At 34.9% G+C, this 25903-nt stretch carries 23 protein-coding genes and 2 pseudogenes; 6 read left to right on the plus strand and 19 right to left on the minus strand.

The window, feature by feature from the left end; genetic code table 11:
• Window positions 1-7: 7 nt before the first annotated feature.
• The gene (locus CLOCL_RS21705; protein ID WP_169313385.1) at window positions 8-1147 is read left to right on the plus strand and encodes a transglutaminase-like domain-containing protein; all 1140 of its coding nucleotides are present in this window, start codon (window positions 8-10) and stop codon (window positions 1145-1147) included.
• Window positions 1148-1345: 198 nt separating this feature from the next.
• Here the strand turns inward: CLOCL_RS21705 and CLOCL_RS15620 are convergent, their stop codons facing one another.
• Window positions 1346-2341 (minus strand): hypothetical protein, encoded by a 996-nt coding sequence (locus CLOCL_RS15620; protein ID WP_174269789.1) that lies wholly within the window; start codon window positions 2339-2341, stop codon window positions 1346-1348.
• A 192-nt stretch (window positions 2342-2533) separates the two neighbouring features.
• Here CLOCL_RS15620 and CLOCL_RS22625 point away from each other — a divergent pair, with 192 nt between their 5' ends.
• The 3 genes from CLOCL_RS22625 to CLOCL_RS15635 all read left to right on the plus strand — a co-directional run bounded on the left by CLOCL_RS22625 (window position 2534) and on the right by CLOCL_RS15635 (window position 5202).
• Complete coding sequence (locus CLOCL_RS22625) at window positions 2534-2728, plus strand: hypothetical protein (RefSeq protein WP_169313367.1); 195 nt, start codon at window positions 2534-2536, stop codon at window positions 2726-2728.
• Window positions 2729-3117: 389 nt separating this feature from the next.
• Window positions 3118-3438, plus strand: a complete 321-nt coding sequence (locus tag CLOCL_RS15625) for a hypothetical protein (protein ID WP_014256247.1) — start codon at window positions 3118-3120, stop codon at window positions 3436-3438.
• A gap of 611 nt (window positions 3439-4049) precedes the next feature.
• Window positions 4050-5202 (plus strand): IS3 family transposase gene (locus CLOCL_RS15635; RefSeq protein ID WP_027622199.1). Its coding sequence is split into 2 segments (ribosomal slippage): window positions 4050-4316 and window positions 4318-5202, totalling 1152 coding nucleotides; the frame shifts between segments, so codons are not numbered across the junction.
• A 191-nt stretch (window positions 5203-5393) separates the two neighbouring features.
• On the opposite strand, the gene CLOCL_RS15640 is transcribed toward CLOCL_RS15635, so the two are convergent.
• Entirely contained in the window at window positions 5394-6518 is a 1125-nt protein-coding gene (locus CLOCL_RS15640; RefSeq protein ID WP_014256249.1) for a hypothetical protein, read from the minus strand.
• A 1244-nt stretch (window positions 6519-7762) separates the two neighbouring features.
• Here CLOCL_RS15640 and CLOCL_RS15645 point away from each other — a divergent pair.
• Window positions 7763-8296, plus strand: coding sequence for a phosphodiester glycosidase family protein (locus CLOCL_RS15645; RefSeq protein WP_276324635.1), 534 nt, complete (start codon window positions 7763-7765; stop codon window positions 8294-8296).
• Between the two features lie 260 nt (window positions 8297-8556).
• Here CLOCL_RS15645 and CLOCL_RS15650 read toward each other — a convergent pair.
• Window positions 8557-10080 (minus strand): annotated as a pseudogene (locus CLOCL_RS15650) (IS1182 family transposase).
• A 665-nt stretch (window positions 10081-10745) separates the two neighbouring features.
• Between CLOCL_RS15650 and CLOCL_RS22255 the strand changes: the two are divergent.
• A complete protein-coding gene (locus CLOCL_RS22255) occupies window positions 10746-10889 on the plus strand; it encodes an alpha-galactosidase (RefSeq protein ID WP_148263796.1) in 144 nt (47 codons plus the stop codon).
• A gap of 270 nt (window positions 10890-11159) precedes the next feature.
• Here the strand turns inward: CLOCL_RS22255 and CLOCL_RS22630 are convergent, their stop codons facing one another.
• The 16 genes and pseudogenes from CLOCL_RS22630 to CLOCL_RS15725 form a co-directional block, all read right to left on the minus strand.
• On the minus strand, window positions 11160-11336 hold the full coding sequence (locus tag CLOCL_RS22630) for a hypothetical protein (protein ID WP_014256250.1): 177 nt from the start codon (window positions 11334-11336) through the stop codon (window positions 11160-11162).
• A gap of 563 nt (window positions 11337-11899) precedes the next feature.
• Window positions 11900-12640: a transposase gene (locus CLOCL_RS15655; RefSeq protein ID WP_052306606.1), complete on the minus strand. Its 741-nt coding sequence runs from the start codon at window positions 12638-12640 to the stop codon at window positions 11900-11902.
• A gap of 144 nt (window positions 12641-12784) precedes the next feature.
• The gene (locus CLOCL_RS15660; protein ID WP_014256251.1) at window positions 12785-13357 is read right to left on the minus strand and encodes an SMI1/KNR4 family protein; all 573 of its coding nucleotides are present in this window, start codon (window positions 13355-13357) and stop codon (window positions 12785-12787) included.
• 67 nt (window positions 13358-13424) lie between these two features.
• The gene (locus CLOCL_RS15665) at window positions 13425-13718 is read right to left on the minus strand and encodes a hypothetical protein (RefSeq protein WP_014256252.1); all 294 of its coding nucleotides are present in this window, start codon (window positions 13716-13718) and stop codon (window positions 13425-13427) included.
• 111 nt (window positions 13719-13829) lie between these two features.
• Complete coding sequence (locus CLOCL_RS15670) at window positions 13830-14114, minus strand: hypothetical protein (protein ID WP_014254763.1); 285 nt, start codon at window positions 14112-14114, stop codon at window positions 13830-13832.
• Window positions 14111-15685: pseudogene (tnpC, locus tag CLOCL_RS15675) on the minus strand (IS66 family transposase). Before tnpC ends, CLOCL_RS15670 begins: the two are co-directional and overlap by 4 nt.
• Window positions 15686-15749: 64 nt before the next feature.
• Window positions 15750-16103, minus strand: coding sequence for an IS66 family insertion sequence element accessory protein TnpB (gene tnpB, locus CLOCL_RS15680; RefSeq protein ID WP_014256253.1), 354 nt, complete (start codon window positions 16101-16103; stop codon window positions 15750-15752).
• Complete coding sequence (gene tnpA / locus CLOCL_RS15685; RefSeq protein WP_014256254.1) at window positions 16100-16453, minus strand: IS66 family insertion sequence element accessory protein TnpA; 354 nt, start codon at window positions 16451-16453, stop codon at window positions 16100-16102. Before tnpA ends, tnpB begins: the two co-directional genes overlap by 4 nt.
• A 294-nt stretch (window positions 16454-16747) precedes the next feature.
• Window positions 16748-17236: a hypothetical protein gene (locus CLOCL_RS15690; protein ID WP_014256255.1), complete on the minus strand. Its 489-nt coding sequence runs from the start codon at window positions 17234-17236 to the stop codon at window positions 16748-16750.
• 4 nt (window positions 17237-17240) lie between these two features.
• Window positions 17241-18044, minus strand: a complete 804-nt coding sequence (locus tag CLOCL_RS21230) for a hypothetical protein (RefSeq protein WP_014256256.1) — start codon at window positions 18042-18044, stop codon at window positions 17241-17243.
• A gap of 462 nt (window positions 18045-18506) precedes the next feature.
• Window positions 18507-18941: an SMI1/KNR4 family protein gene (locus CLOCL_RS15700; protein ID WP_014256257.1), complete on the minus strand. Its 435-nt coding sequence runs from the start codon at window positions 18939-18941 to the stop codon at window positions 18507-18509.
• Window positions 18942-18974: 33 nt separating this feature from the next.
• Entirely contained in the window at window positions 18975-19484 is a 510-nt protein-coding gene (locus CLOCL_RS23335; RefSeq protein WP_027621923.1) for a dockerin type I repeat-containing protein, read from the minus strand.
• Window positions 19485-19975: 491 nt separating this feature from the next.
• On the minus strand, window positions 19976-20335 hold the full coding sequence (locus CLOCL_RS15710) for a YtxH domain-containing protein (RefSeq protein ID WP_014256259.1): 360 nt from the start codon (window positions 20333-20335) through the stop codon (window positions 19976-19978).
• A gap of 60 nt (window positions 20336-20395) precedes the next feature.
• Entirely contained in the window at window positions 20396-20914 is a 519-nt protein-coding gene (locus CLOCL_RS15715) for a superoxide dismutase family protein (protein WP_081467105.1), read from the minus strand.
• 274 nt (window positions 20915-21188) lie between these two features.
• A complete protein-coding gene (locus tag CLOCL_RS15720) occupies window positions 21189-23372 on the minus strand; it encodes a DNA gyrase/topoisomerase IV subunit A (RefSeq protein ID WP_014256261.1) in 2184 nt (727 codons plus the stop codon).
• Window positions 23373-23437: 65 nt separating this feature from the next.
• On the minus strand, window positions 23438-25417 hold the full coding sequence (locus CLOCL_RS15725) for a DNA gyrase/topoisomerase IV subunit B (RefSeq protein ID WP_014256262.1): 1980 nt from the start codon (window positions 25415-25417) through the stop codon (window positions 23438-23440).
• Window positions 25418-25903 lie beyond the last annotated feature (486 nt).

Below are 25903 nucleotides of genomic sequence, written 5' to 3' on the forward strand. Positions count from 1 at the left end.
TGTAGAGTTGGGTAAGCTTATAAAGCCTGTTCAGGCAAATCAGACTTTAGGTAGCAGTCTACCGCATAAAAATGTACAAGTTGAACCTTCTATATTGTCAAAAGATACACAAATAACCGGTATAAATAAGATGAGTTCGACGGAAAAGAAGGCTTCAGTTTTTTCAAATATACCGGCAGAAGAAGATTTGAAAGAGACTTCAGAAGCTCAATTTACAGAAGAAATAAAAGAGTTGGCTGAGAGTTTAAATTCTGTTATAGAGATTTATGAATATGTCCGGAATAATATAAATTTCGAGGCATATTACGGGTCGAGAAAAGGTGCAGTGGGAACCCTTGACCAAATGGCAGGGAATGATATTGACCAGGCATCGCTTCTTATTTCCCTTCTTCGATATAAAGGAATTCCTGCTCGATATGTGAGAGGAACAATTGAGATACCTGTAGAAAAGGTGATGGGATGGACTGGAGGGGAAACACCACAGAATGCAGTGAGAATTCTGGCATCTCTTGGAATACCAACAGTTTCTGTCGTCAGTGGCGGAAAGATATCTAACGTAAGGACAGAACACGTATGGGTTGAAGCTTATGTGCCTTATCAGTACTACAGAGGTGCAGGACCTATGAAGGGCCAAAAAATATGGGTTCCTTTAGATCCGAGCTTCAAACAGCATGAAAAAATTGAAGGCCTTGACTTGAGCAGCATTATAGACATTGATACAGAAGCTTCAATAGAGGGGTTTAAGGACGGCATCATTGTATCAGATACAATGCTTTCAGTTTCAAGAGTAAATGTCCAGAGCGTTTCAGAAAAGATAGAGAATGTAGATGCTAAAATTGAAGAATTTATTAATCAAAAGGGTTTGGAAAAAATAAAGAGTGAGGAATTAATTGGAGGGAAAAGGATTATTCCTCAAGACCTTGATATGCTGCCTCTCTCACTTCCATATAAGGTTGATGCTGTATATGAGAAGACAAGTGTTGTGCCAAAAGAATTGAGAGAGAATATAGTATTTTCTATAGGCTCGAATTATACAGGAAGCAATGATTTTAAATATGAAGCATATACTCCGGAAGTTTACGGTAAAAGGATTACATTATCTTGGGTACCGGCTTCTTCAGAGGATGAAAAAATAATTAATGAATAGTCTCGAAAAGTAACTGGAAAACCTGCTGAATGTTAATTAATGGGATAAAGTAACATTGAGAGACTGACAAAAGTAAATGCATATTGACGAAATGAACCTTGATAAACGAATATGCTGTATAACTTTCTGAAAATGGGCATAGCAAAGCAAAGCCTATGAGAAGGCCATTGGTTCATCACAATAAAGACTCGGTAGCTATCAGGCTGCTTTGCCAGAAAGTTCTTCAAGCAAAGGAATTATACTAAAGCCTGTATGCTTGACCCAAGCGTCCAAGTGGACATTCACTGCAGCAAAAGTAGCCAATGCAAACCGCTGCCTGGAGCTTCTGGCCTTGTACTCTTCAATGTCGTAATCTTCAAAGAGCCTTTTGTGGCTTCTTTCGACAGAGGTGCGTGTTTTAAATTTTTCATTAAAAGCTTCAGAGCCGCGGGGTACGGGAGTAATCAGCCGGAAATCGTCTTTGGGCTTTAAATAGACAGTCCTTCCATAAGGTGAATCGGTACATTGACAAGGTTTTTCAATGTCATGGCAGTCGAAATAGCACCTGTACTTGATACCTTTGGGGTAGGAGTAGCCGCAGTCTTCGTAAGGGATACCGCCTTTGCAGATAGGCCTGCCTTGATCATCAAGGCAGATAATTCCCGGAGGCAGCTTGGTAAGAGTTTGTTTGGTTTTTGCATCAAGGGGGATGAATGGGATGATGTTCCAATGATACATGAGTTCATAGGTGGGATAGTTGTCCATGGCCCCATCGGCAATAAAATTACGGATGCAAAGGTCAGGATAAAGTTTTCTTACCTCAGACATGGCAAAAACGGCAAGGATGCTGTCATGTCTTGAAGCCTGTGCTTTACGCAGGTAAATGGGAAGGTCATAGGGACTGTCGGAAGCAGTGATGTTAAAGAGGGTATCGCCATAGAACCACTGTTCCCTGTAGCTGTCCCAACCCCATCTTGCATCAGGGTCGGAATAACGTCTGGGGCACTTGCAATCGTAGACACCGTGTTTTTTACAATCACAGACCTTTGTACCGTAATGGGAAGCACCGGAATAGAATGGGGTGCCATCACCGGCGACAGAAAGTTTTTGCACATCGCCCAAGATACCCATTTTGGCGGAAACATCAACGACACAGCGGGCAAGGAATTCCTGGAAGATCTGTTCGGGACGATACTCAGGGAGTGCGTCTCTCATGGCGATTCTGGCAAACTTTTTAACGATGCCGTTGTGCTTGGGTTTCAGTTTCTGGCCGGCCTTGAGTTTCTTACGGGGTTTAGGCTTGAAAGGCCTCAGTTTCTTTTTCCTGGCGACATGGATTTTATGAGAAGCTTTCCATAGACGTTTAATGAAGTCATAGTAGGAACCGACGGAAGGGGCTTTTCCATATTGGAATCCGCAAATAGCACAAAGGAGGGGGTCGTTGGCCACTTTTTTGGCCCAGTTTGTAATGCCGTGGTGTTTTTGGTCGAGCATAAGGATAAGAGAGCGAATAATACCCAGCTGGTTCTTGGCGGGACAGCCGGTATTAGAATAAAGGGGTTTAATGATAGGGAGCAGGGGATCCAAATTGAGAAGGTATAGCTTGGATATGGATTTTTCCATATCCGTGACCCTGCCCCTATCGGTCTCCCAAAAAAGCAGGAGATGAAGCTTCAGGTTTTCCTGATAAGAAGTGTGAGACTCAAAGTTACGCAGCATAAATAAAACCTCCACAATCAAAGTAATGGCAAATATTACCACCCACTTCGATTTTGGGGGCGCTGTGAAAAAGTCAAGGTAGATTGGTGCCATATATGGCTAAAATTAGGATAATTTTATTGGAAAATTTTAAGGAAAATATTGGTGGATTTTAGGGGTGAGCTAAATTAGCTTGCTCCTGAAATAGAGACCTCGAAAGCAATACGAGTTTTCGAGAGCATTAAATTAATAAGTATGGAGGAATATTTAAAACTCCTGCATATTTGGTACAAATGAAGCCTCAACTGAAAATCGACGGAGATGTGGTTGCTGAAGGCAAGGCAGTGGGTCTTGGCAATACTCAGGAATTCAGGATGACTATGAAACCTGTCGGACTTTCACAGGAAGATGTAATAAATACAGTAACAGTAGGTGGTTTTTACTGTGTGGGTCTAGACTATGGAATTGTATCTCCAAAAGAGCTTCAGAAGATTGCACAGAATATTGAAATCTTGAAGAATACAATAAGCATTGACAATATTTATACTGATGAAGCGATGGGTGAAATATTGAATGCTGTGTCAAAAGCATATTTTGCTCAGTTAAATAAATAGCTTTGGTCTTAACAATTTTATATATGCTATAAACTTTTGAACCAAACTAACACTTTTTGAATAATTACCCAATAAAACCCCACTCCTAAAGCGACTATAAGGTTATAGTTCACTTATTATTCCCATAGTCATCAGTCATTTATTATATCATTTGCTATCGGGCAATACCAGTAATTTTTATAAAGTGCATGGAGAAAAACACAAAAATCAAATTTCTTTCTAAAAAACACTAATGGAACAGGGTAAAGGAATGATTTGTAGCTGTTGGCGTAACACATTGATATAGAAGATTTTCTAAGAAACTTTACTATGTCACTTATTTATATAGCACTTTTCGTGTTTCTAGTAAATTACAATACAAGGTAAAAGTAACTATAATAAGTAACGGATACGTAGGCATGGCAAACCTACCTTCAGTACATTCAATAATAGATATTAATATTGAGATAGTTAGTATTAATATATACACAAAAGAGCAAATTAAAAGTAAATCTCTATTATGCTCTACTTTCTTCCTTTTAATAAAGTACACAAGTGGTGAAAGCAAAAAAGGTATAATGATACCATAAATTAAGACAGACAAAACGGTCAAAATAAGTTAGAATAGAAATATGAAAACGAGAAGAAAGTTTACACCAGAAGAAAAAGCAAAAATAGTGATTGAGGTCTTAAGGGAAGAAAAGACGCTGAATGAGATAGCTGCCGAATATGAAATTCATCCTAATCAGCTAAGTCGCTGGAAGGCAGAATTTATAAGCAATGCAGGCAGAGTTTTCAGTAAGGAAACTGATGAAGTAGAGAAGGTCAAACAGTCGTATGAGAAGGAGAAGGACGAACTGCTTAAGCAAATTGGCCAACTTTCATATGAAGTTGCCTGGCTTAAAAAAAAATCTGGCCGACTCTAAGTCCCGGGAAGACCGCATGAAGATGATTGAGAGAGAAGAAAAGAAATTAAGCATAAAAAGGCAAGCTGAACTGTTAGGTATTAATCGTACAAGCCTTTACTACAAGCCAGTACCGGTAACAGATGAGGAATATCTAATAAAACGTATTATTGATGAGGTATACACGGTTCATCCGGAATATGGCTATCGCAGGATGACAAATATCCTACACCGGGATTACCACATACAAATCAATAGGAAGCGTACACGGCGATATATGAGGGAAATGGGGATTCACGGTTTCTGTCCCGGGCCTAATCTTAGCAGACGTCTGCATAACAAATATTTGTACCCGTATTTGCTAAGAGACTTAAATATAGATCATCCCAACCAGGTATGGTCTATAGACATAACATATTGCCGTCTTAAACGTGGATTTATGTATATGGTAGCTATAATAGACTGGTATTCCCGGTATATTGTTGGATTTGAGTTATCAAATACTTTAGATAGGACATTTGTATTAGAAGCGATAAAAAAGGCAATCAAACGATATGGTAAACCTGAAATTATGAACAGCGATCAAGGTAAACAGTTTGCCAGTGAGGATTACATAAAATTACTAAAGAGTAATAATATAAAAATTTCAATGGATGGGAAAGGACGAGCCTTGGATAATCAAAGGATAGAGCGTTTTTTTCGAACTTACAAGTGGGAGATGCTTTATCATGAAGATTGTGAAACGGGTCAGCAACTTCGGCAAAAAACGAGGGAATATATTGAATATTATAACAACAAGAGACCACATCAGTCACTAGGCTATAAAACGCCGTCAGAATATTATTTTGGGATTAACAAAGAGATTAAGGCAGTAGTATAAAACCTTGGGGCTCTGCCCCAAACCCCGTCCTCGCCGGAAGGCAGCCGGTCTGTCATAACAGACCGGGAATCAAAAGGATATATAACCATTGGATGTCAAGGGGCAAGATGAACTCGCATATGCTCGCCCTTGACATCCATCCGACAGAGTACCTTAAGGTAGATATTATACAAAAACATAGAAAGGAGAATCTAACTTAGAAAAGCTAAAAATTTGTCTTGACAATGGGGGTCATTATAAGGGATCTGTAATATTATTAGTATCATTCTTTGAATAATATTTATACCTTTTATAATAGCACTTGTCTTAGATTCGGTGAAAATTAGAATGCCAAATGTTTTCCAAAAATTTATCATCGTTCTAATAACAGACTTAATATATATACTCGGATTCTTTCTCATAACATGGGTGCACATTTTTCTAACCTCTTGAGAAAGTTCATTATAACTAAGACCTGTTTTTTCCTGGAGTTCATCAGTAATGCCCCATATAGTATCAATATGGGGAGCACCATTCTTTATATTCTTATCCCTCTCCCTAATGTAAACATCTTTTATTATATTATACGGATAGCCATCAGGAGCTTGCTCAATAAAGTCGCCTGCCATTTCCATTGCAGCAAATCCACGTCCTGTTGCGAATGTAAATGTATCATTATACTTGAAATTAACATATGACCAGCCAAATACGCCAATAAGTACAGGCAAAGTAAAAACTGTCATATATTTTAGTGATTGTCCAATCTTTAGCTTTTTAAATATGAAGACAAAGATTAAGTAAAAAAAATATAATGGCACCATAGCCAAATATACTGGCCTTGTAAGCACAGCCATTAAAGTAAAAATACTAATTAAGAAAACTCTTAGTAAATATTTATCTTTATTTTTAACCAGTCTAATGAAACTCGTGAAAGATAATAATATAAAAAATGCTGCAGTAGTTTCACTTAAAATAGCAACTTCAAAAAATAGAAACGGAATGAAAATAGAATAAAGACTAGAAGCAAGTAGTGAAAGATACTCTCTATTCGTAGACTCATAAATAATATATGCAATTAGATATGAAATAATAATTCCAAAAATCATCTGTATTAAAATAGTGACTTTCAAATTAAACCCTGCAAGTATTATAATAAAAGAGTAGCCTGGTGTTCTAAGTCCGTTAAAACCATTAAAGTCATTATTAACAATACTTTTAGCCAGCTCAATATATGATTGTGTATCAGGATGTATTGTAGGATCTATCAAAATAAAAATAACCAGTCTGAAAATTGATATCCCCATAATATAGGCTATTAGCTTTTTTTTGAATTCCACTACTTATTACTCTCCTTCAAAATTATATTTTCTATATAACAATACAACATTTGTCAATGATAATCAATATATAGCAACATTACCAAATACCCAAGTAGTAATCATGGTAAATAAACACTTATAAGTTGAGTTAATGATCATGCTAATGAGAACAAGAAAAATTGGTTTTCGTATGTTTACTCTTGAACTGGACAGACAGTAATTCTTTCATTCCCATGGCTTCTAACCCTTTGAGCTCGGCTAATTCAAAGGATCTTATCAATCCTGCCAGTTCAGCAATTGACTAAAAACTATTAATTTCAAAAACCATGATAATGCAGTGTCTACCTTCCTGAATTCTGAGTTTGTTATGCTAAAGCAAGCTCTTTCTGCTATATATGTTGCGAAAAAGATTTTACATAAGCAAATGCAATTAAAGTATCTGCATTTGTATGTTAGAAGCGGTTTTTTTCGCAACATATGAATCAATGTATATATTTTGCAATATCTAAAATCAATATAAAATGTTTATTGCAAAGTATATTGTATAAAAGCAAATTTCGTTCTGATTTATTGTTAATTCTCATTTCATATTACTATTTTCAAGTTCTACAAAATAAACCTTAATGTATAACACTAACTTGCGCACTATGGCAGCTTTATTCTAATACTACTATTATGGTTTGAAGATGCTAAATTTCTCAAATCCGTAAAGCTTGTTATATTGGCTTTGAAAACTAATTTACAGAAAGCTGTTCTAGCAAAAGAGGCAATTATCGAATTTTGGACTATTTTGTCTTTACTCTGCCTGATTACTACAATGCAAAGCTATTAGTTTTGTCTTAGGAAAGTTTATTAGTATATAAATTTTGCAAATTTAACTAATAATAACTATTTACATTATTATTTGCTACATAGATTTTAGCTTATATTTAAGCATAAACATTACTGTTAATCACTCCATGCTCATGAAGATTACACTAAATTTTATATAATATATACTTTTCTTGAAAAATTATGGATAAAATGTATTTACAATTTTATTTAATTATTGTATAATTTATCTATCCAATTGGATAAAACTACATATTAAGGAGGAAATGTGCTATGATTAAAAACTAATGTCTTTAATTGTAACAAGTGTTTTGCTTTTCTCTTTATCTCTACCAACGTATGCTAGCAATCTTGTTTCTTACAATGTTGGTCTTAATGGGTAACAACATGGAAAGGTAATTGAAGTTAGTCCCCTCAGTCTTAGAAACCAAATAGTAAATCAAAGATATGTAACCGGTGACTATGTTAATGGTACATTTTTCGGAACTGATTCTAGTGGTAAAACAGTATCTGTTGGTGCAATGGTAAATGATGGAGTCTTAATAGCTAAGCGATTACCTCATGATGAAGTTGCAAGAGGGACATTTATTGTATATAAAAATGGAACTGTAAAGGTTAAAAATATAAAAGATATTGACGTTGAAGAAAGATTGTCTGATATTAAGTTTGCAACAACAGGTTTCAACTTATTTCCTTTAAATTTATCAGCTGAGTGGTGGCCTTCCTCCTATGCAAATGCTGAATATAGAACTGTACTAGGCTATAACCCTAATATAAACAAAGTTTTAATTTTCTCATTTTATACTAAAAAAACATCTGCAGCGCAAGCAATTACAATTCTCAGTAATTTAGGTTGTACTATGGGAATAGGTCTAGATGGAGGAGGATCAACTGGTGCAAGATTTAATGGAACAACATTAGTAACTCCAACAAGATCTATCCACAATGTAATAAGATGGAACTAATTTAAAAATCGACAATATTTTAGTTGCTAAAAACGAAGCAAATTCGCTTTAATCTCAAATATTCAGTAATTATCTTCTATGTGGTAAGTAGATATAACAATGACGGGAGTGTCGCAAAACTACTTTTAAGTAGGGAGCGATACTCCCTTTTATTGGAAACAACAAAAAAACATACAATAGAATTTCGGAATGCTACTCGATTTTCATTGTTTTTTTGATTTTTGGGCACAACAAAGTAAGCCCATTAAAATTTATGAGGTTTAGGCGAATTTTAATTCATGCAATGCTTTACCGCATCTATCGTTTTGGATCTTGGTATGTAATTTGTTTATATTGTATCCAAAACAGAGAAGAAGGAATTCTGTTTTCACACAACTTTTTCCTCGTGTTAAAAATCTGTTGAAATTATAGTCGTTTTTAAGAACTCCAAAAGCTCCCTCTACTTGTATTGAACGATTTACCCGGAGTAATATTCCTTCTTCTGTCATTATGTTCTTGTAAGATATCTAACGCTTTTCCACAAAGGTTTTTGATACCTGCATCCTACGATTGCCTTTTGCTTTGGTACACTTTTGTTTGTACGGACAATCCATACAATTTTCACATTCATAAATGCTTATCTCTGAACGATAACCAGATGAAGAGGTTTTATGGCTTACTCCAATTAGCTTGAGCTGTTTCCCATTATGACAAGTATATTCATCTTTTTGTGCATCATATGCCATGTTCTCTCGCTTACTAATATCTTTTTTGAATCTTTTCTTTTTCCATTTATCATAAGTCTGGGGCTTTATGTAATACTTTTGCTTGTTTTTTTCCAAGTAGAGATAGTTTTCTTCACTTTCATAACCTGAGTCTGCAATTATGTTTTTAAACCGGTTATCTAGTTTGGATTCCATATCTTTTAAGAATGGAATGAGCGTATTCGTATCTGCTCTATCTTGAAAAATTCCTGCACCTACAACATACTCACTTTCTACACCAATCTGAACATTGTAAGCAGGTTTTAACTGCGCATTACGCATATGATCATCTTTCATATGCATAAATGTTGCATCTGTATCGGTTTTTGAATTACTATTCCTTCCATCAAATAAATGGTTATGGGCATCATATTTTTCCTGACGTTCTTTAAATTCCTGGAACTTCTCCATAAATCTTTGCAATTGAGTTTTACGTTTACCAATTCCATGCACAAACTCTATTTTATTTTCTTGTTGTTTTTCCTTAAGATATCCTAGGACTCTATCTAAATCCTGTATTAATGTCTCTTTAGAAACTGAGAAGGTAGTGAAATATTCTTTGTTTATCTCTTCAATACTGTACTTAATTTTTTCAAACATTTTTGCTTCATTTTTATTCACAACCTTCTTCCATACGAATGTGTAGCGATTTGCGTTAGCTTCTATTTTGCTACCATCTACAAAAAGGTTTTCAAATTTGACTTCTCCAATAGAATGAAGAAACTTTACCATTTGATAAAAGAGGTCTTCTATTGCCAATGGTAGATAGTCCTTACGAAATCTAGCTATAGTTGAGTGGTCTGGCTTTTTTTCACCTTGTAGTAACCACATAAAGTTGATATGTCTTCTGCATGCGGTTTCAATTTTCCTACTAGAATATATATTGTTAGAATATGCATATGTTAGAACCTTAAACATGGTCTTTGGGTCAACCGCTGGTTTTCTTCCTGTAGAAGAGTATGCCTTATATAGCTTTGTATAATTTAATCCCTCCAGTATTTGGCTAAGCAGTCTGACAGATTCATTCTAAGGTATTAACATTTCAAGATTTAATGGTAAAACCAATTGATAATATCCACTAAATTAGGTATAATTCTTTTGTTGTGTTATATTTTTAATTGTCATTTAAATATTATACAACACTTGCGGGTCCTTTTGGATCCGCATTTTACTATTTCTAGACAAAAAAGCTGCTGCAAAACTAACTTTTTAAGTTTAGTTAGTTTTGTAACAGCCCCGTTTCCTTTTATTCTTTCTTAAGGCTATTGGAGTGTACAAATATTAGTGAGCAAATTAGCTATTATGCAAATTTGCATATAACTCTTTTTGTAAAAGTAATTCATTAAGAGAATACTGCTCTATAATATCACTACCATTCATAATAAGAATAATATCTCTTTCTATTATTGTGGAAAGATGATAGGCAACAATAAACTTGGTCCACCCCTGTTTGAGTTTTAAAAAAGGCTTCTTGAATCTTTATTTCGGTAAAGGTATCAATGAATGGTGTTGCTTTTCATCAAGAATAAAATTGCTGTAAAAAAATCTCAGTATAAGTTATACTTAGCGATTCTTCTGAACTTGTGAAAAACTTCCGCCATCTTCACCTATGATAGTATCATAACTCAAGGAAAGTCAGTTGTTAACATGTAAGCATGAGCAGATTTTAAATTTTTTAGTTCATAAACTTATTTCAGTTTTATTTAATGTATGAAGTTAATAAGATAGGACTGAAATTCGGAATCTGTTTTTGTCTGGAAATAATCCCAACGGATTCATACCTTTACAGATCAAAACCGGATTGGTGCATACATGTTGAAAGGAAAATTGGATCACTAATACTAAAATAAGGATATGCTCTATTACGGCCCTCAAATCTAGGTCTCCAAAAATACAAATACAATAGAAAGAGCAAAAATTCTAGTACAGAACATCTATAAAAGGCTTTTGGTGAAACTTAAAAGGTAAATTGATAATTATGTGAAGAAGTATATGATAGCCATAAATAACAATCTTAAGGCCGGAAGAACAATAAGTTCTTTCCGACCCTCAGTCTAGTGTAGATAAATCTGTGCATCTTTAACTCTGTTAGGTCTACTATAATGCAAATGCTTCTTTTCTCAGTTTTCATCATCAGCATATCTTAATGTCTTGTAATACTGGTAAAGAAGGCTATCTAGCTGAACTTTGATACTTTCTGCACTTTCTCTGTTCGAGTCATAGTTTTGGTCGAAGGAATTAAGCAGTGAGTTCTTTTCAGCAATTTCCCTTATTAACTTCTGTGTGAAATTATCCATTCACAACCCTCCTCTCAAACTATACTCCCCCTAATAAAAGTCTTTAAAAACATTGTACTATATTTTTCCATCACTCTCAATAGATGTAATATATATTTAATATTAATGGAAAATTAGTGCACATTATATATATTCAAAAATTCAGAAAATATTACAATTAAATTATTTCAAAAATAACCGATCAATTGTTTTTCAAATAATCTACTTTGGTTTCATGGAATTAAAAACTACTGTTTCTCTGTTGCACCTCTTTTGATCCAATCATAAAAGGTTCAGCAAGTTTCGATGGACTTTACGACCTGAGTATTGAATAGGTTATTTTTGAAATAACCCAATATAAATATTCCCAAAAATAAAAATTCGAAGATAGATAGGTATTTGCTTTTTTCATAATATCATATTAAATTCTGTTTTTCACTACTAAAATCAAAAATCATCCAAAACAATATACATTTGCTTCATTTTTAAATAATAATCCCAAAATAATATTATCTTTAAGTATTGAACCTCCTGCACAAAACAAAAAATAGCACTACAAACTTAAGGTTATAAGAATTTATTCTTTAAAACCAGTCCTCATATTTTGGCATTTCATCACAAGTTTCATAATCAGGAAAAACATTATTAGAATTGTGTTCTTCATAATTACCGTCTTTATTTTTGCCCATATTTTCATTACTTTTTTCATTGTTTCCAATTAGCAATGAATTGGCCAATATAAAATGTTCAAATTGTTGTGGTATTTTGAAATGATTAGGCGGATCATGATTCTGAATTCCCCAAAGCTTCAAATGTTTCAAAATCTTCTCGATAGTTTCTTCATCCTCTACAAACGAAATTATTCTCATTTTCCCATTGCAATATTTACATTTTAGAGGATCAACATTATAAACCTTTTGAATAAGTCTTGCCCAGTTTTTACAAAAAGCTTTTTTAGATAAATCACTACTTACAATTGCAGGTACTTTATCATCTGTCTCAGCTTTTTTCCTTTGTCCTCTACTCTTATTTGAATAATAACCATAATATCTTACAAATTGCTCTCCCTTATTTGGGATATGAGTTACCAATCGTGCTAACCAATCCAAAGCATCAAAAGCTTGAATTTCTCTGCTATTTTTACCCTTGTAAATAATTTTCCCAACTTCATTTGAACTTTCTTCTGGTGGTATGTAAAACATTCTTTCCTGAGAAATTGGAGCACGAACTACATATTGAGCAAGTTTTTCAATACTCTCCTGTTCCTCTGCGTATATTGCCTCCCCACAATAAACATTAAATCCAGTATTTTCCCAACTAAGCATGTTATCTAACTAATTATGAAGGACAGCTTCAATTTGAAGATAGAAAGTTGCCAAGACAACGCTAGAAAATATTATAATTAATCAAGAATAGAAAAGAGGACGTATACACGTCCTCTTTATTTTGTAATGATATTATTTACGATGTTAAACACTACTTAATATTATATCTCTTTCATCAAATGTTTTATATAAACTATGAAATACAGAGACTTGAGTATCCTCGTCCTTGTTGTACTGCCAAAATATATTTAACCATTCTTCAAAACTATTTAATACTAAAGCAATATTGCCTGTATTTTGGGTCACATAGCCAATTTTATACTCATTATTTTCAGGTGAGTCATCAGCAATAAATACCCAATGGTCAAGAGATAGGTCAAGGGCAGAGCCTGCCGTAAAAGCTATTAATTTAGCTCTATCTACATATCTATTTTCAGGGGCGATAAAACAACTATTGTCTTTTTGTACTAGTACACCAGACGGAACTATCATTCCACAAGGTAACCCTTTTAAATCTCTTCCTACCCCAAGTATTGGTTCAACCTCAAATAAAAATATTCCATTTGAAAAGTATTTCACAAACTTTTTATATGATTCTGGTAAAGGTTTGTTTACATACCATTCAGAATCTTTTATTAATTGTGAAGTTGCTTTTGTGTTTTTGTCAATATCTGGGTATGTAAGATTGATTTCGTTAATAATATCTATCACGTTCATTTTTTACCTCCATAATATGCTTTTGCCCAATTATTTTAACATATTTTATTGAACCACACAACGATTACTATTCAACATATTGTCCTGCTTCAATGAAGTCTGCCATAAATTTATATAAAATATCTTCTGTTTCATAATACATTTGCTGATATAAATACTTCATTTCATTTTTTATTTGAGATGCACTCATAAATGGTGCTTTCCACCAAGGAATAGCTGAGTTAACTCTTGCAGTTATGGCTTGGTGTGTAGTAGGGTCTAATGCGATTGAAAACATTTCATCTCCGTTTTGTATACCAAATTTAGCTGCGAATGATTTAGGCATAACATGATGGGCATGTAATCCGTAAGCGTCAAACATACCAGCACATGAATGACACAATCATTAATAAAAATGGTTGGAAAAGTTTTGTAAATCGATAAAACTTTTTCAACCAAAACTTAATCTTTAATTTTTACAACCTATGTGCATCTAAATTAAGTTGGGTCTCTTTTCGCCTAACCATTCATTGAAAGCATTAGCAATTTCCATCCTGAACTCTTCATCTGACAAACCAGGAGAAGTTCCGAGTTCATATGCTCGATCTACAGTATGAGCAAATTTGTCCGCTAATTCACTGTTCTCATACTCCATATGGGGAAAATGCTCTATTACATATGCAGAATAATCCAAATCAAAAAAATAACGTTCTATTTCACCATTAATAAAATCCGTGATAAATTTAATCATAAATATCGTATGTTTTCCAACTCTCATTCGTCTTCCTCCCACGCATATTTCTCAAGCTCTGTTCTTTTGGATTGCGGTATAAACACCTTAGCAGGTATTTTCACGCTGCCGGGCAGAAAATCTGCAAACGAGCTCACATAACCAGGCTTTCCAAGATTGGGAGCTTGAGTAAATATCCACGACAAATATTCAAAAGGATTCAATCCATTCTCTTTTGCTGTTTCAACTAGGCTGTAGTACACCGCGCTCGCTCTCGCACCACTTGGCGTATTACTGAAAAGCCAGTTCTTGCGTCCGATTACGAAAGGCTTTATACTTCGCTCTGCACGGTTATTTGATATCTCCAATCGTCCATTCAGCATATACCTCTCAAGATATTTTCGCTGGTACTGAGCATATTGTACTGCTTTACCCAGATGGGTTTTGGGAAGTACATTTAATTTTCTTATCCAATCATAAAATTCATCTATGATAGGCTTTGATTGCTTTTCTCGTTCTTTTAACCGGTTTTCCGGGCATAGCAATGCAAACTGTTTCTCCAAATGAAACAGTTTATCGCAATATGCTACTCCCTTTGCAGCATTAGACATTGCTTGCTTCTCTTTGGGCAGGGCTTCCATTGCGTCAAAAAACTTTCGCCGTACATGGGCCCAACAACCTACTACAGTTATTTTTTCGGGCAATTTGTAATACACGCTATATCCGTCTGCATGTAAGTATCCCGAAAAACCTTTTAGAAATTCTTCCGGATGTATATGCTTTCTGTCCGGCTGGTAGTCATAAAGTATTATCTGATGTTTTGCCTCTCCGCTCGTTCGATACAGACACATATAACTCTTCGACTGTGCCGCCTTCCCTGGTTCTTTTAGCACCTGTACCACTGTTTCATCTGCATGCAGTACCTCATGCTCGCACAGCCGTTTCTTCATCTCCTCATATATCGGTTCCAGCCAATTCTCACAGGCTTTTATCAACCAATTTGACATTGTCTGCCTTGATATCTCAATGCCATTTTGTTTCCATTCCAGCTCCTGACGATATAAGGGAGAACCCATCATGAATTTTTGCGTCGCTATATGGGCAATTGTCTCGGGTGATGCAAAACTTCCCTTTATGACCGGTTCCGGTATATCTGCCTTTACAATGGAAGTATGGTCGGATGTTTTTTCACAGTTCCGGCATGAATAAACATGCCTAATATGACGCACTATTACCGCTTTTGCCGGAATAATCTTCAACTCATCACGAGTTTCCTTTCCCATTGTATGCAATTCACTACCGCATTCCGGGCAAATACATTCCTTTTCGGGTAACTTGTGCTTATTACCTCCACCGGTAAATCTTCAGGAAGTTTATCTGTTGTTAGACGTGTTCTCTTACGGTAATAGCTAAATTATGAGTCTCTTCCTCTTCATTATTAAAAAGATTGATTTGCTCAATCTTTGTTTGTTCGCCAAGATAACACCGAATTGTTTACGCTTTGAAAGGCGTATTTGTTCCATAAACCATTGGACTTGTTGTTCCAATTCTGCAATCCTTCGTTCTTTTTCTTCAATTATATTAAGTAATTTTTCTACTGAAATTTCTTGTATATTCATAGGATAATTTCACCATAAAAATTACATTAAATCCAGCTTTTTGATTCTTTTTTTGAATTTCTTCTTACGAAATTTGACGCTCTAAAACCTCCTTTCGGCTAAGCTTTTTTTCCAATCTTGCACTGTCGATAAGGCAAGCTAATTCGTTTACATCAAGAAGCATTGTGGTTGAATCTTCTTCTGTTGGCCAGCGAAATCGCCCTCGTTCCAATCGCTTAAAGTACAGCCAAAACCCATCTCCATCCCATTCAAGGATTTTTATCCTGTTTCTCCCTCTGTTACAGAACACAAACAGTGCATTCATAAACGGATCAAGTGAGAAACTTTCTTGTACCAGTGTTATTAATCCGTTGATAGATTTCCTCATATCCGTTAATCTTCCGCAAAGATACACTGGTTTTTCATTCCATCTTATCATAACGACATCAACACCTGGCAAACTTTTTTTAACAATTCTAAGTCTGTTTCCGTGTTTACAGTGACATTACAGCCATTAATTTTAATTTCCAGTGTAGCTTTTGCAGGGTACACCGGTTTCGATGCAAGCTGCATCCATCCACTTGGTAGTTCGGTTTTGGATTCTTTTACTGCTTCTACTACTGTACACTTTGCTTCACTGACTTTTTTCTGCCAATAGTAGTATGTGGCTTTGCTTACTCCATTCGTTCGGCAAAACTCTTTGATACTTTGCCCATTTTCAAGCCAGGTTTGTATTAATTGTGCCCACCTAGATAATTGTTGTTCAGTTGTTACTTTTTCCATGTCCATACAATCACTCCGTTTAATCTTTTTTACAGTGATTGTATCAGCTACGCAACTATTCTACTATGTAATGATCTATTTGACGGTTACCTTCCTTGTGAATTATAGAGCTCATTTGAAGGGAGTCAAGGGTAAAGACTTCGTCTTGCCTTATGGCAACCCTTGACTCCATCCGCATTCGCTCAAATAAATAATCAAGCAGGGCATAATGACAATATTGTAGATTTATCACCTAAACAAAAAATGATTTCTTTTATAGGTGTTGCATTTAATATCGCAATTTAGACCTCTCATATATTTTTAAAATATTATTAATTTACCATCTGGCCATTTACCACTCCAACCACAAGGAAAATTACCCGATTCGTAAACTTTCAACAACTCTAGAAAGAATTCTGGCCTGTTTTTACATTTACTATATGAAGCTTCCATTATAGCTCCCAACAAATCCCACTTAACACAATCGGTAAATGTCTTATCAAGATTATTACTTTCTCTAAATGCTTCAATTTTATGAACAATATTATTTTCTAAAAAAGCCTTTCCCTCTCTGGCTATTTTATTCCAGTTAGCAAATTCACTTTTATATTTATTGTTAAGAAATTCTGACAAGGCATTACTTGCTTCCAGTGTAGTATCTTCCCAAACGGGGTCAGTATAACACCTTTTCGCCTCATCCCAACTAAAAACATATATAACAGTATAATTAATATTTTGTTTTATAGGATTTCCACAGTTATTAAACCAGTCAATACTTAAAATTCTATTCAAAAATTTGCTATTATCCATTAACTTACCTCCCTACTTGATTTATTCTTCCCGGAATTCTAGGAACAAGATCACCACCTAACAGTCCATATTCAATTCTTTGCTTTATTGCTTGTTGAATTACCTCTTTAGCTTGAGACTCACTTAATCCAGATTCTTTCAAAGCTTTATACATAGCATTTGTATACTCTAAATTTGTAGGTCTTTCACGATATCTTGTTCCTCCACGCCTGAATTGATCCCAAAACTTTTCCATATTGAAATGTGTCTCATAGTGTGGTGTTCCTGGTTGTGTAAACGCATTTCCTTCCAATTTAACAGCGATAGCCTCATCACTTGGAATTACATCTTTATAAACAGCATTTTGGTTAACATGATGGGCTTGACCATGTGTTGTTTTATCATTTTTTAACATACCGTATCTATCCATTTTAGGAACTGACTCACTAACATCCACATTTACATCAACATCTGGTTTTGCATTTACTTCCTGCATCGCCTTGATGTAGTTTATCTGTGTCGGTGTTTTGGCTTGAGCTACATCTATATTCTTCAGTGCATTATCAAAGCTGTTTATATCAACCTCTATTCCGCCAACTATTGCTAATTTCGGACTGAAGGCGTTGTCAATTTGTTTCACCATGTTGTCTACTTGACTTTTTACGTTATCTATTTGTTTCTTTATGCTGTCTCCTACCGATGAAACAAACTTTCCTATTTTCGCTTTCGTTTTTTCTCCGGCTTCCATTAGCTTTTTACCGACTTTTGTATTCGGTAATGCTGAGCCTACTCCTCCCGATATCGCATCGGATACCCCCGATATCGCCACCTCTGTCCAATCTACATCGTCATTTACTAGCTTCTGAGCTCCCGCATTTATTGCTGCTCCTGTTACTCCCTCTATTACCGCTGTCTTCGCTGCCTGCTTTATTATCTGCTTTCCGGTTGCCTTTGCTCCTCCTTTTCCTGCTGTCGCTGCAAGAGATGCTCCTCCTTCAACACGTCAAAAGCTTCTTATATTCATCAGTTATTGTTATCAAAAGTATATTTAATATCAGACTTCACTTCCTAATAAATTATCCTTATCATCAGCTTATATACTTCCATCTACCAGTACGTTTTATGACATTCATAGATTATAACCTATTCATATTTTGCATATGTCTACACACAAAAGCCAGGATTATGATATATTCCTGGCTTTCTATTTCAAAAATTGTGTCTGAATAAGTACAAATAAAATCATATTAAAAGTTAATATTATTTTTTAAATTCTTGTCGTTTTTTATTTCTAAACATATCCACTCATTACAACGTCTATACCAACATTATTCAACAGTAAATCTGCTAAAGATGGAGCAATCATTTTTGCTTCATCTATATCAAGATCTGAGAAACGACAAAGATAAAGTCCAAACCCCTCTTTACCATGCAAATAAATCAATGCTCCTCCTTCATCATCACCAATAGCAAGTGATTTTGGCAGATATTTTTGAACAAAATATACTTCATTCATCTCAATACAACTGGTAGGTGACCAAATTCTAATATACATCTCATTTTTTACCTTTATTTCAACTTCTGTAGCTTCACGTACAATTTCTAGATATTCCAAAGGAACATCTATTGGTGAAAAATTAATCAACTGTATTATTTCTTCTTCAGTTGCTGGTGGTTTTTTCACATCAACAGAATATAGATTACTTACATTATCCAATATGCTCATTTTATATCAATCCTTTCATATGGAATACCAAGTTTATCTAACATTTTCTGTAGGTGTAGGAGTTCCAATAGTCATTTCAGTAGGTACTGGTGTAGGAGTTTCAATTAAATTTTGTTTTGGAAACTCTTTTATCCTACCAAGTAGAAACAATTTCATAAAAGCATAGTCAATACTGTTGAAAACACCATCACCGTTAACATCTGATGCCCAAAGATCATCTTCCACATTAAAATCATTTATTATTCCCAATAAATACATCTTCATAAACGCATAATCAATGCTGTTCACATCACCATTTCCATCAACGTCACCAATAAGCGGTTTATCTTCTGGAAATTCAGAAAACATTTTTATATAAGATGGAATTATCGGTTCAACAGGTAATTCGTCTATAAATTCATTCTGAATTTCTTTCGGAGTATAAACTGAATCCTGAACACTTGTATCAGTGATTTCCTCACTATTATCCTTTTCATTGCCAGTTAATTCTTCAGATATTGAAGTTGTATTTTCATCTTCAATTGTTAAGACCTGACCGTCCATTGGCAATTCTTCAAATGATTCGTAAATAACGTCAGCCATAACATTTGAGATTAAAATTTGAAGTAAAAATGTTCATGAAACAATAAAAACAATCAATCTTTTACTTCTATACATTTTGTTCTCCCCCATTAGTTTTAAATATAATAAATATTTTGGTTTAAAATTTTAGCAAATTAATGTCATAAAGTAAATACAAGACAATCTAAATCTGAATATTGAACCGATTAAAATTTGTCTATTTTATAATAATTCTCTATAAATTCCTCAAATGTTTTAGATCGTTTAGTGTATTTTCGCAAATTGCATCTGTATTTTAATCCTGGCTGAAACATACATATGAGACTTAAAACTCAAATCCTATGAGTGCCTTACATTTGATAATGCTTTCTTATTTGCTCAATAAACTTTTACTCTATAAACATTCACAAAACAAAAAGAATGCCCAATACTTTTTGTATAAGGCATTCTCTATAATTGATCTATAACCCAAACTATTCCTCATCTGCCTTCTGTTCTTGCTCAATTTTCTCCTCTTTTTGCGCCTTCTTTTCCTTTATATCCTTTATTAACTTGTTAGTCTTTTTCAAAGCAGTTTTTATGTTATTTTGAACTTCAACAGCCTTTTCTTTCACATTAGCAGCAGAATTTCTTACATTTTCCGATGCAGCTTTAACATTTTTTGCTATATCCTGTCTTGTTTCTTTTCCTGTTTTCGGTGCCAAAAGCAATCCTGCTATAGCCCCTGCAGCTGAACCAACTGTTGCAGCTGTTGCCAGCTTTTTAGCTGTCTTAATCTTCTTTGCTCTTTCCTTCTTTCTTTTAGCTTCCTTAATAGTATCTAACAACTTCATGCCCAAATCCTCCTTATTTTTTAATATAATTAATTTATTTTTATTCCTAAAATTACCATTTTATTCTGGACAAATTATAAATTTTGGTTTAATCACACCACAAGCAAGCCTTTTCCCTGAATTTCCCGAAGGCTGAGTTCTAAAATCATCGGGATTATTGTGTATTATCACCGACTTGCCCAATACATCTTTCACTTTAAATCTGTCGGTAAAAAAACACATTCTTGATAAGCCGTGATTGGAAAATAGAGGCGGAAAATCTCCGGCGTGGTTCCCATGGGGCTGACCATCGGGATTCCAGTGACCACCTGCACCTAGGAAAGGATCTTCTGCATCCCCCACTTCACAGCAATTACCTTCATGAATGTGAAAGCCATGGGGGCCAACAGGAGCCTCTCCATTCTTACCCGGTTTGTAATCCGGAAGTCCTGTCACTTCAACATATACTTCCGTTCCTCCAGGAACATCCTTAAATAAGACATATCCTCTAATCTGCGGAGCTAATGGACCACCATGTATAAAGGCAATTGCTTCGTCACTGATTATAGGCCATGGATGCATTGCATTCATCATTGTCATACCGATTGTATTCACACATAAGCCTCCCTGACAAAAAATTATCCACAATATGCCTGAGATATTTTCACAAATGAATTGCCAACAAATTTTCAAAGACAATATATTATATTACAGATAAACTAATTTGTTACTTTTCCAAAATAAAAATGCCATTATTTCCAATACGCAATATAGGGGCCTTCAAAAAATTTACAATTTCTACAAATAAAAAAAAAAGGCATTGCCGGTTTAAAACTCAAGCAATACCTTTCCCTACTTTATCTCTTAAATGCAATCAAATATCAAGTTTAATTTGATTGTCCTCTCTATCCTCTTCCTTTAAGTAACAACCTATGGCAGGTATGTTCTTTGTCCTGTAATATTCAAAATCCTTAAACGCAACTTCATTCAGCCTTTTTATACAGGTCATAACACTTCCCTTTTTCGATTTCATTACCTGTACCCCTTGAGAATCTCTAGTAGATTTCGGGTTTATACTTGAAGTATTAAATATCAGTACTTTATTTAGGCTGCTGAAAGCAACAAGTTCCTCATCTTCCAAAATATGCTGTATATATACAACCTTGGACAAAGTACTGTATGCATTTGCCAGCTTTTTGCGGTTTGTCTTTGTTGCATAGCTGCTCAATTCAATCTTTGCAACTTTTCCATTCTCAAAGGCAAAAATCATGTATCCTTTATAATCATCAGTAGCTACTATATGAATAATCTTTTCATCTTCCTCAAGGCCCAACAGGTTTGCCAGGTATTCTCCAAGGCTGCTGGCTTTACAGTCCTCAATTTCATAAATTTTCAGTTTGTATACTACCTGCTTATTGGAGAACAAAAGCAAATCGGCCTTGTTGTGAGTTTCTATTTCCTGTATTATATAGTCATCGTCCTTAAGTTTATGCTCCGGATTTGCTCTTAATGATATAAGAGGTATCTTTTTCAGATAGTTGTGATCAGTTAAAAACAGCTTTAAGTTGTAGTCTTCAATAAAATGTTCCATAGTAACTTTTTCAATATTCTCTTCATGCAATATCTCAGTACGTCTGGGCTGCCCATATTTTTTCGCTACTTCCTCAAGCTGCTTTATAATTACCTTCTTTATCTTTTTTTCGTTGCCGTATAAATCCTTTAATTCTTCAATCTCCTTTTGAAGCTTCTCTATCTCACTGACTCTGTTTAAAATGTACTCCTTGTTTAAGTTTCTAAGCTTTATTTCAGCTATAAACTCAGCCTGTACCTGGTCCACCTGAAAAGCTTTCATGAGGTTGGGTACAACCATAGCCTCCTCTTCAGTCTCCCTGATCAGTTTTATAGCCTTATCTATATCCAGGAGGATCTTTTGCAAACCCAGCAGCAAATGAAGCTTTTCCGATTTTTTGTTTATGTCGAACATAGTCTGTCTTTTAATACAGTTGATTCTAAACTCGGTCCAATGGGTTAATATACCTTTTATTCCAAGTACCTTCGGACGCCCGTTTATCAATATATTGAAATTGCAACTGAAGCTGTCTTCCAATGGAGTCAGCTTATACAATTTGTTCATCAACGCATCGGGATCGGTATTTTTTCTCAAATCAAAAGTAATCTTAAGACCGTCAAGATCAGTTTCATCCCTTACGTCTACAATATCCCTAATCTTATTGTTTTTAACCAGGTCAATTACCGAATCGATAATGGCTTCTGAAGTTGTAGTATAAGGGATCTCATATACTTCAATACAGTTGTTTTCCTTGTCAAATCGGTATTTTGCCCTTACTTTAAAGCTGCCTCTTCCGCTGTTATAAATATCTTTAATTTCCTTCTCATTGTATATTATCTGACCGCCTGTTGAGAAGTCAGGTGCTTTAAGATACTCAGAAATATCTACATTTTCATCTTTAATAAATTGAATAGCTGCTTCGCAAACTTCTCTTAAGTTAAAACTGCAAATATTGCTGGCCATACCAACAGCTATTCCCTGATTGGCATTCACCAGGATATTGGGAAAAGTTATAGGAAGGAGTGTAGGCTCTTTCATGGTACCGTCATAGTTGTCCACAAAGTCAACGGCATCCTTGTCAAGATCCTTAAACAGCTCCTCGCATATCTTATCAAGCTTGACCTCAGTATAACGGGGAGCAGCAAATTGCATATCCCTGGAATAATGTTTCCCGAAGTTACCCTTTGAATCGACATAAGGATGCAGTAATGCTTCGTTCCCCTTTGTCATTCTGACCATTGTCTCATAAATAGCCGAGTCTCCGTGGGGATTAAGCTTCATTGTCTGTCCCACAACATTGGCCGACTTGGTTTTCTGCCCGGTCAAAAGTCCCATTTTATACATAGTATACAACAGTTTTCTGTGGGATGGTTTCAAACCGTCAATTTCCGGTATTGCCCTTGAAATTATTACACTCATGGCATAAGGCATATAATTCTTTTCAAGTGTATCAACTATTTTCTGCTCTATTACATTTTTTGCGGACATATATTTCACCTTTCCAAAATATTCATCATTTCAATACAATTCGCATCATTTTTATCAATTTTCTATTAATATACATCTACCATGTCTAAATACCTGTAACCGTTTTCTTCAATAAAACTTTTTCTGCCGGGCAGATTGTCCCCAAGCAGTATATCAAACATCTTCTCTGTATTTTCAATATCATCGGGCATTACTTTAATAAGCTTCCTTGTTTCGGGATTCATAGTGGTCTGCCACATCATTTCGGGGTCGTTTTCCCCAAGTCCCTTTGACCTTTGTATGGTGTATTTGCCTTTTATTTTTGCTATTATTTCATTCTTTTCCCTATCGGAATAGGCAAAATAGGTTTTATCCTTTGTAGTTATTTCAAAAAGCGGCGACTCGGCAATAAAAACCTTACCCTCATAAATGAGAGTAGGCACCAGTCGATACAACATGGCAAGTATCAGGGTCCTTATCTGAAAGCCGTCCACATCAGCGTCGGTACAGATAATTATCTTACTCCAACGCAGGTTGTTTATATCAAAGGTATTGAATTCCTTGTTATGCTTTGTCTTTATCTCCACGCCGCATCCTAAAACTTTTAGAAGGTCTACAATTATTTCACTCTTGAAAATACTTTCATAGTCTGCTTTCAAACAGTTTAAAATCTTTCCTCTTACCGGTATTATAGCCTGGAATTCAGCATCTCTGGCCAATTTACACGAACCTAAGGCCGAATCTCCCTCCACTATATAAATCTCTCGACGGTTTACGTCCTTTGTCCTGCAGTCTACAAATTTCTTCACTCTGTTGGACATATCAATATTTCCGCTGAGCTTCTTTTTTATATTGATCCTTGTCCTCTCAGCAGTTTCACGGCTCCTTTTATTCACCAGAATCTGTTCAATTATCCTGTCACTTTCTATCTTGTTTTCAATAAAATATACTTCCAGTTGCTGCTTCAAAAATTCAGTCATAGCTTCCTGGATAAACTTGTTGGTTATTGACTTTTTGGTCTGGTTTTCGTAACTGGTAATTGTTGAAAACGAATTGCTGACAAGTATTAAACTATCCTGAATATCCTGGAAGGTAATCTTAGCTTCATCCTTGTTGTATTTTCCTCGTGCTCTTATACACTTGTCTATTTCGTATACAAAAGCATTTTTCACCGCTTTATCCGGTGCTCCTCCATATTCAAGAAAACTCGAATTGTGGTAATACTCTATCAAATTAATCTCATTGCAAAAGCAAAATGCTATTTGCATTTTTACTTTGTATTCAGGCTTATCTTCCCTGTCCCTTCCCTTTGTACTTGTCTCATAAAACTGTATGCCTGTAAAAGCTTTATCCTGTGAAACTTCTTTTACATAGTCCACTATACCATTCTCATAACAGTATTCAAAAGTTTGCCCCGATTCCTCATCATAAAGTATAAACTTAAGACCGGCATTGACAACTGCCTGCTTTTTCAAAGTATTGGTATAATACTCAAGGGGTATGTTTATATCGGTAAACACCTCAAGATCAGGCTTCCATTTTATAATGGTTCCTGTACTCTCATAATCTTCTTTTTGCTTTATCAGTCCACCGATATTTTCACCTTTTTCAAAATGCAGTTCATATTTATATCCGTCTCTGAAGACAGTAACATCCATATACTCCGAACTATACTGGGTGGCACAGCTTCCGAGCCCGTTTAATCCAAGGCTGAACTCATAGTTTTCACCGGAATTGTTTTTATATTTCCCTCCGGCATAAAGCTCACAAAAAACCAGCTCCCAGTTATATCGTCCTTCTTTTTCATTATAATCGAGAGGAATCCCTCTCCCATAATCCTTTACCATTACAGAGTTATCCTTAAACCTGCTAACTTCAATTACATTTCCAAAACCTTCCCTTGCTTCATCTATAGAATTTGAAAGTATCTCAAAAACGGAATGCTGGCATCCCTCAATACCATCCGAGCCAAATATAACCGAAGGTCTTAACCTTACCCTGTCAGCCCCCTTCAAAGAGGTAATACTGTCATTACCGTAATACTTATTCTTACCTTGTTTTGACATATTGTTGCGCACACTCCTATTAGAAATTTCTGTACAAGTCCATTTCAAAAACAACCTTTTTAATATTTATCTCTTTCTTTTTGTTCAAAGGCAATGACGACAAATATCCAGAAAAGGCAGTTACAAAAAGTTTATAGAAATAAAACACTTTAATAATATTTTAGATTTTTCCCGAGCAACAGGCAATGAAAAAACACGCAAAATGAAAAAACTGTGTTTTACAAAGTACTTCCTCCAGATTTCAGATTACACCAAACTAATGTTCGTGTCAAGTCGTGAACACTGCAAAAACTTTGGTATTGCCATATTCGTTCCATAAAAATGAAATATTTCCCAAAATATATCTATGAAAATTTTTCTAAATACCAGTTGATTATTTGGAAATATTATAATATAATTTTATTGGCAATTAAATGTTAATCTTTCAGATTACTTAAGTCACATTTTTTACACAAAGTCTCAGTTATGTCTTACATCAATTTTCAT

The organism is Acetivibrio clariflavus DSM 19732 (genome assembly GCF_000237085.1).
Lineage (GTDB): Bacteria > Bacillota > Clostridia > Acetivibrionales > Acetivibrionaceae > Acetivibrio > Acetivibrio clariflavus.

Bases quoted from the DNA above. Each gene is read 5' to 3' on its own strand.
- CLOCL_RS15620 (WP_174269789.1), bottom strand. From the start codon at position 2,341: ATGAGAGACGCACTCCCTGAGTATCGTCCCGAACAGATCTTCCAGGAA.
- CLOCL_RS15625 (WP_014256247.1), top strand. From the start codon at position 3,118: ATGAAGCCTCAACTGAAAATCGACGGAGATGTGGTTGCTGAAGGCAAG.
- CLOCL_RS22255 (WP_148263796.1), top strand. From the start codon at position 10,746: ATGTATGAAGTTAATAAGATAGGACTGAAATTCGGAATCTGTTTTTGT.
- CLOCL_RS22630 (WP_014256250.1), bottom strand. From the start codon at position 11,336: ATGGATAATTTCACACAGAAGTTAATAAGGGAAATTGCTGAAAAGAAC.
- CLOCL_RS15655 (WP_052306606.1), bottom strand. From the start codon at position 12,640: ATGCTTAGTTGGGAAAATACTGGATTTAATGTTTATTGTGGGGAGGCA.
- CLOCL_RS15660 (WP_014256251.1), bottom strand. From the start codon at position 13,357: ATGAACGTGATAGATATTATTAACGAAATCAATCTTACATACCCAGAT.
- CLOCL_RS15665 (WP_014256252.1), bottom strand. From the start codon at position 13,718: ATGTTTGACGCTTACGGATTACATGCCCATCATGTTATGCCTAAATCA.
- CLOCL_RS15670 (WP_014254763.1), bottom strand. From the start codon at position 14,114: ATGAGAGTTGGAAAACATACGATATTTATGATTAAATTTATCACGGAT.
- tnpB (WP_014256253.1), bottom strand. From the start codon at position 16,103: ATGATAAGATGGAATGAAAAACCAGTGTATCTTTGCGGAAGATTAACG.
- tnpA (WP_014256254.1), bottom strand. From the start codon at position 16,453: ATGGACATGGAAAAAGTAACAACTGAACAACAATTATCTAGGTGGGCA.
- CLOCL_RS15690 (WP_014256255.1), bottom strand. From the start codon at position 17,236: ATGGATAATAGCAAATTTTTGAATAGAATTTTAAGTATTGACTGGTTT.
- CLOCL_RS15700 (WP_014256257.1), bottom strand. From the start codon at position 18,941: ATGAGCATATTGGATAATGTAAGTAATCTATATTCTGTTGATGTGAAA.
- CLOCL_RS23335 (WP_027621923.1), bottom strand. From the start codon at position 19,484: ATGGACGGTCAGGTCTTAACAATTGAAGATGAAAATACAACTTCAATA.
- CLOCL_RS15710 (WP_014256259.1), bottom strand. From the start codon at position 20,335: ATGAAGTTGTTAGATACTATTAAGGAAGCTAAAAGAAAGAAGGAAAGA.
- CLOCL_RS15715 (WP_081467105.1), bottom strand. From the start codon at position 20,914: ATGACAATGATGAATGCAATGCATCCATGGCCTATAATCAGTGACGAA.
- CLOCL_RS15720 (WP_014256261.1), bottom strand. From the start codon at position 23,372: ATGTCCGCAAAAAATGTAATAGAGCAGAAAATAGTTGATACACTTGAA.
- CLOCL_RS15725 (WP_014256262.1), bottom strand. From the start codon at position 25,417: ATGTCAAAACAAGGTAAGAATAAGTATTACGGTAATGACAGTATTACC.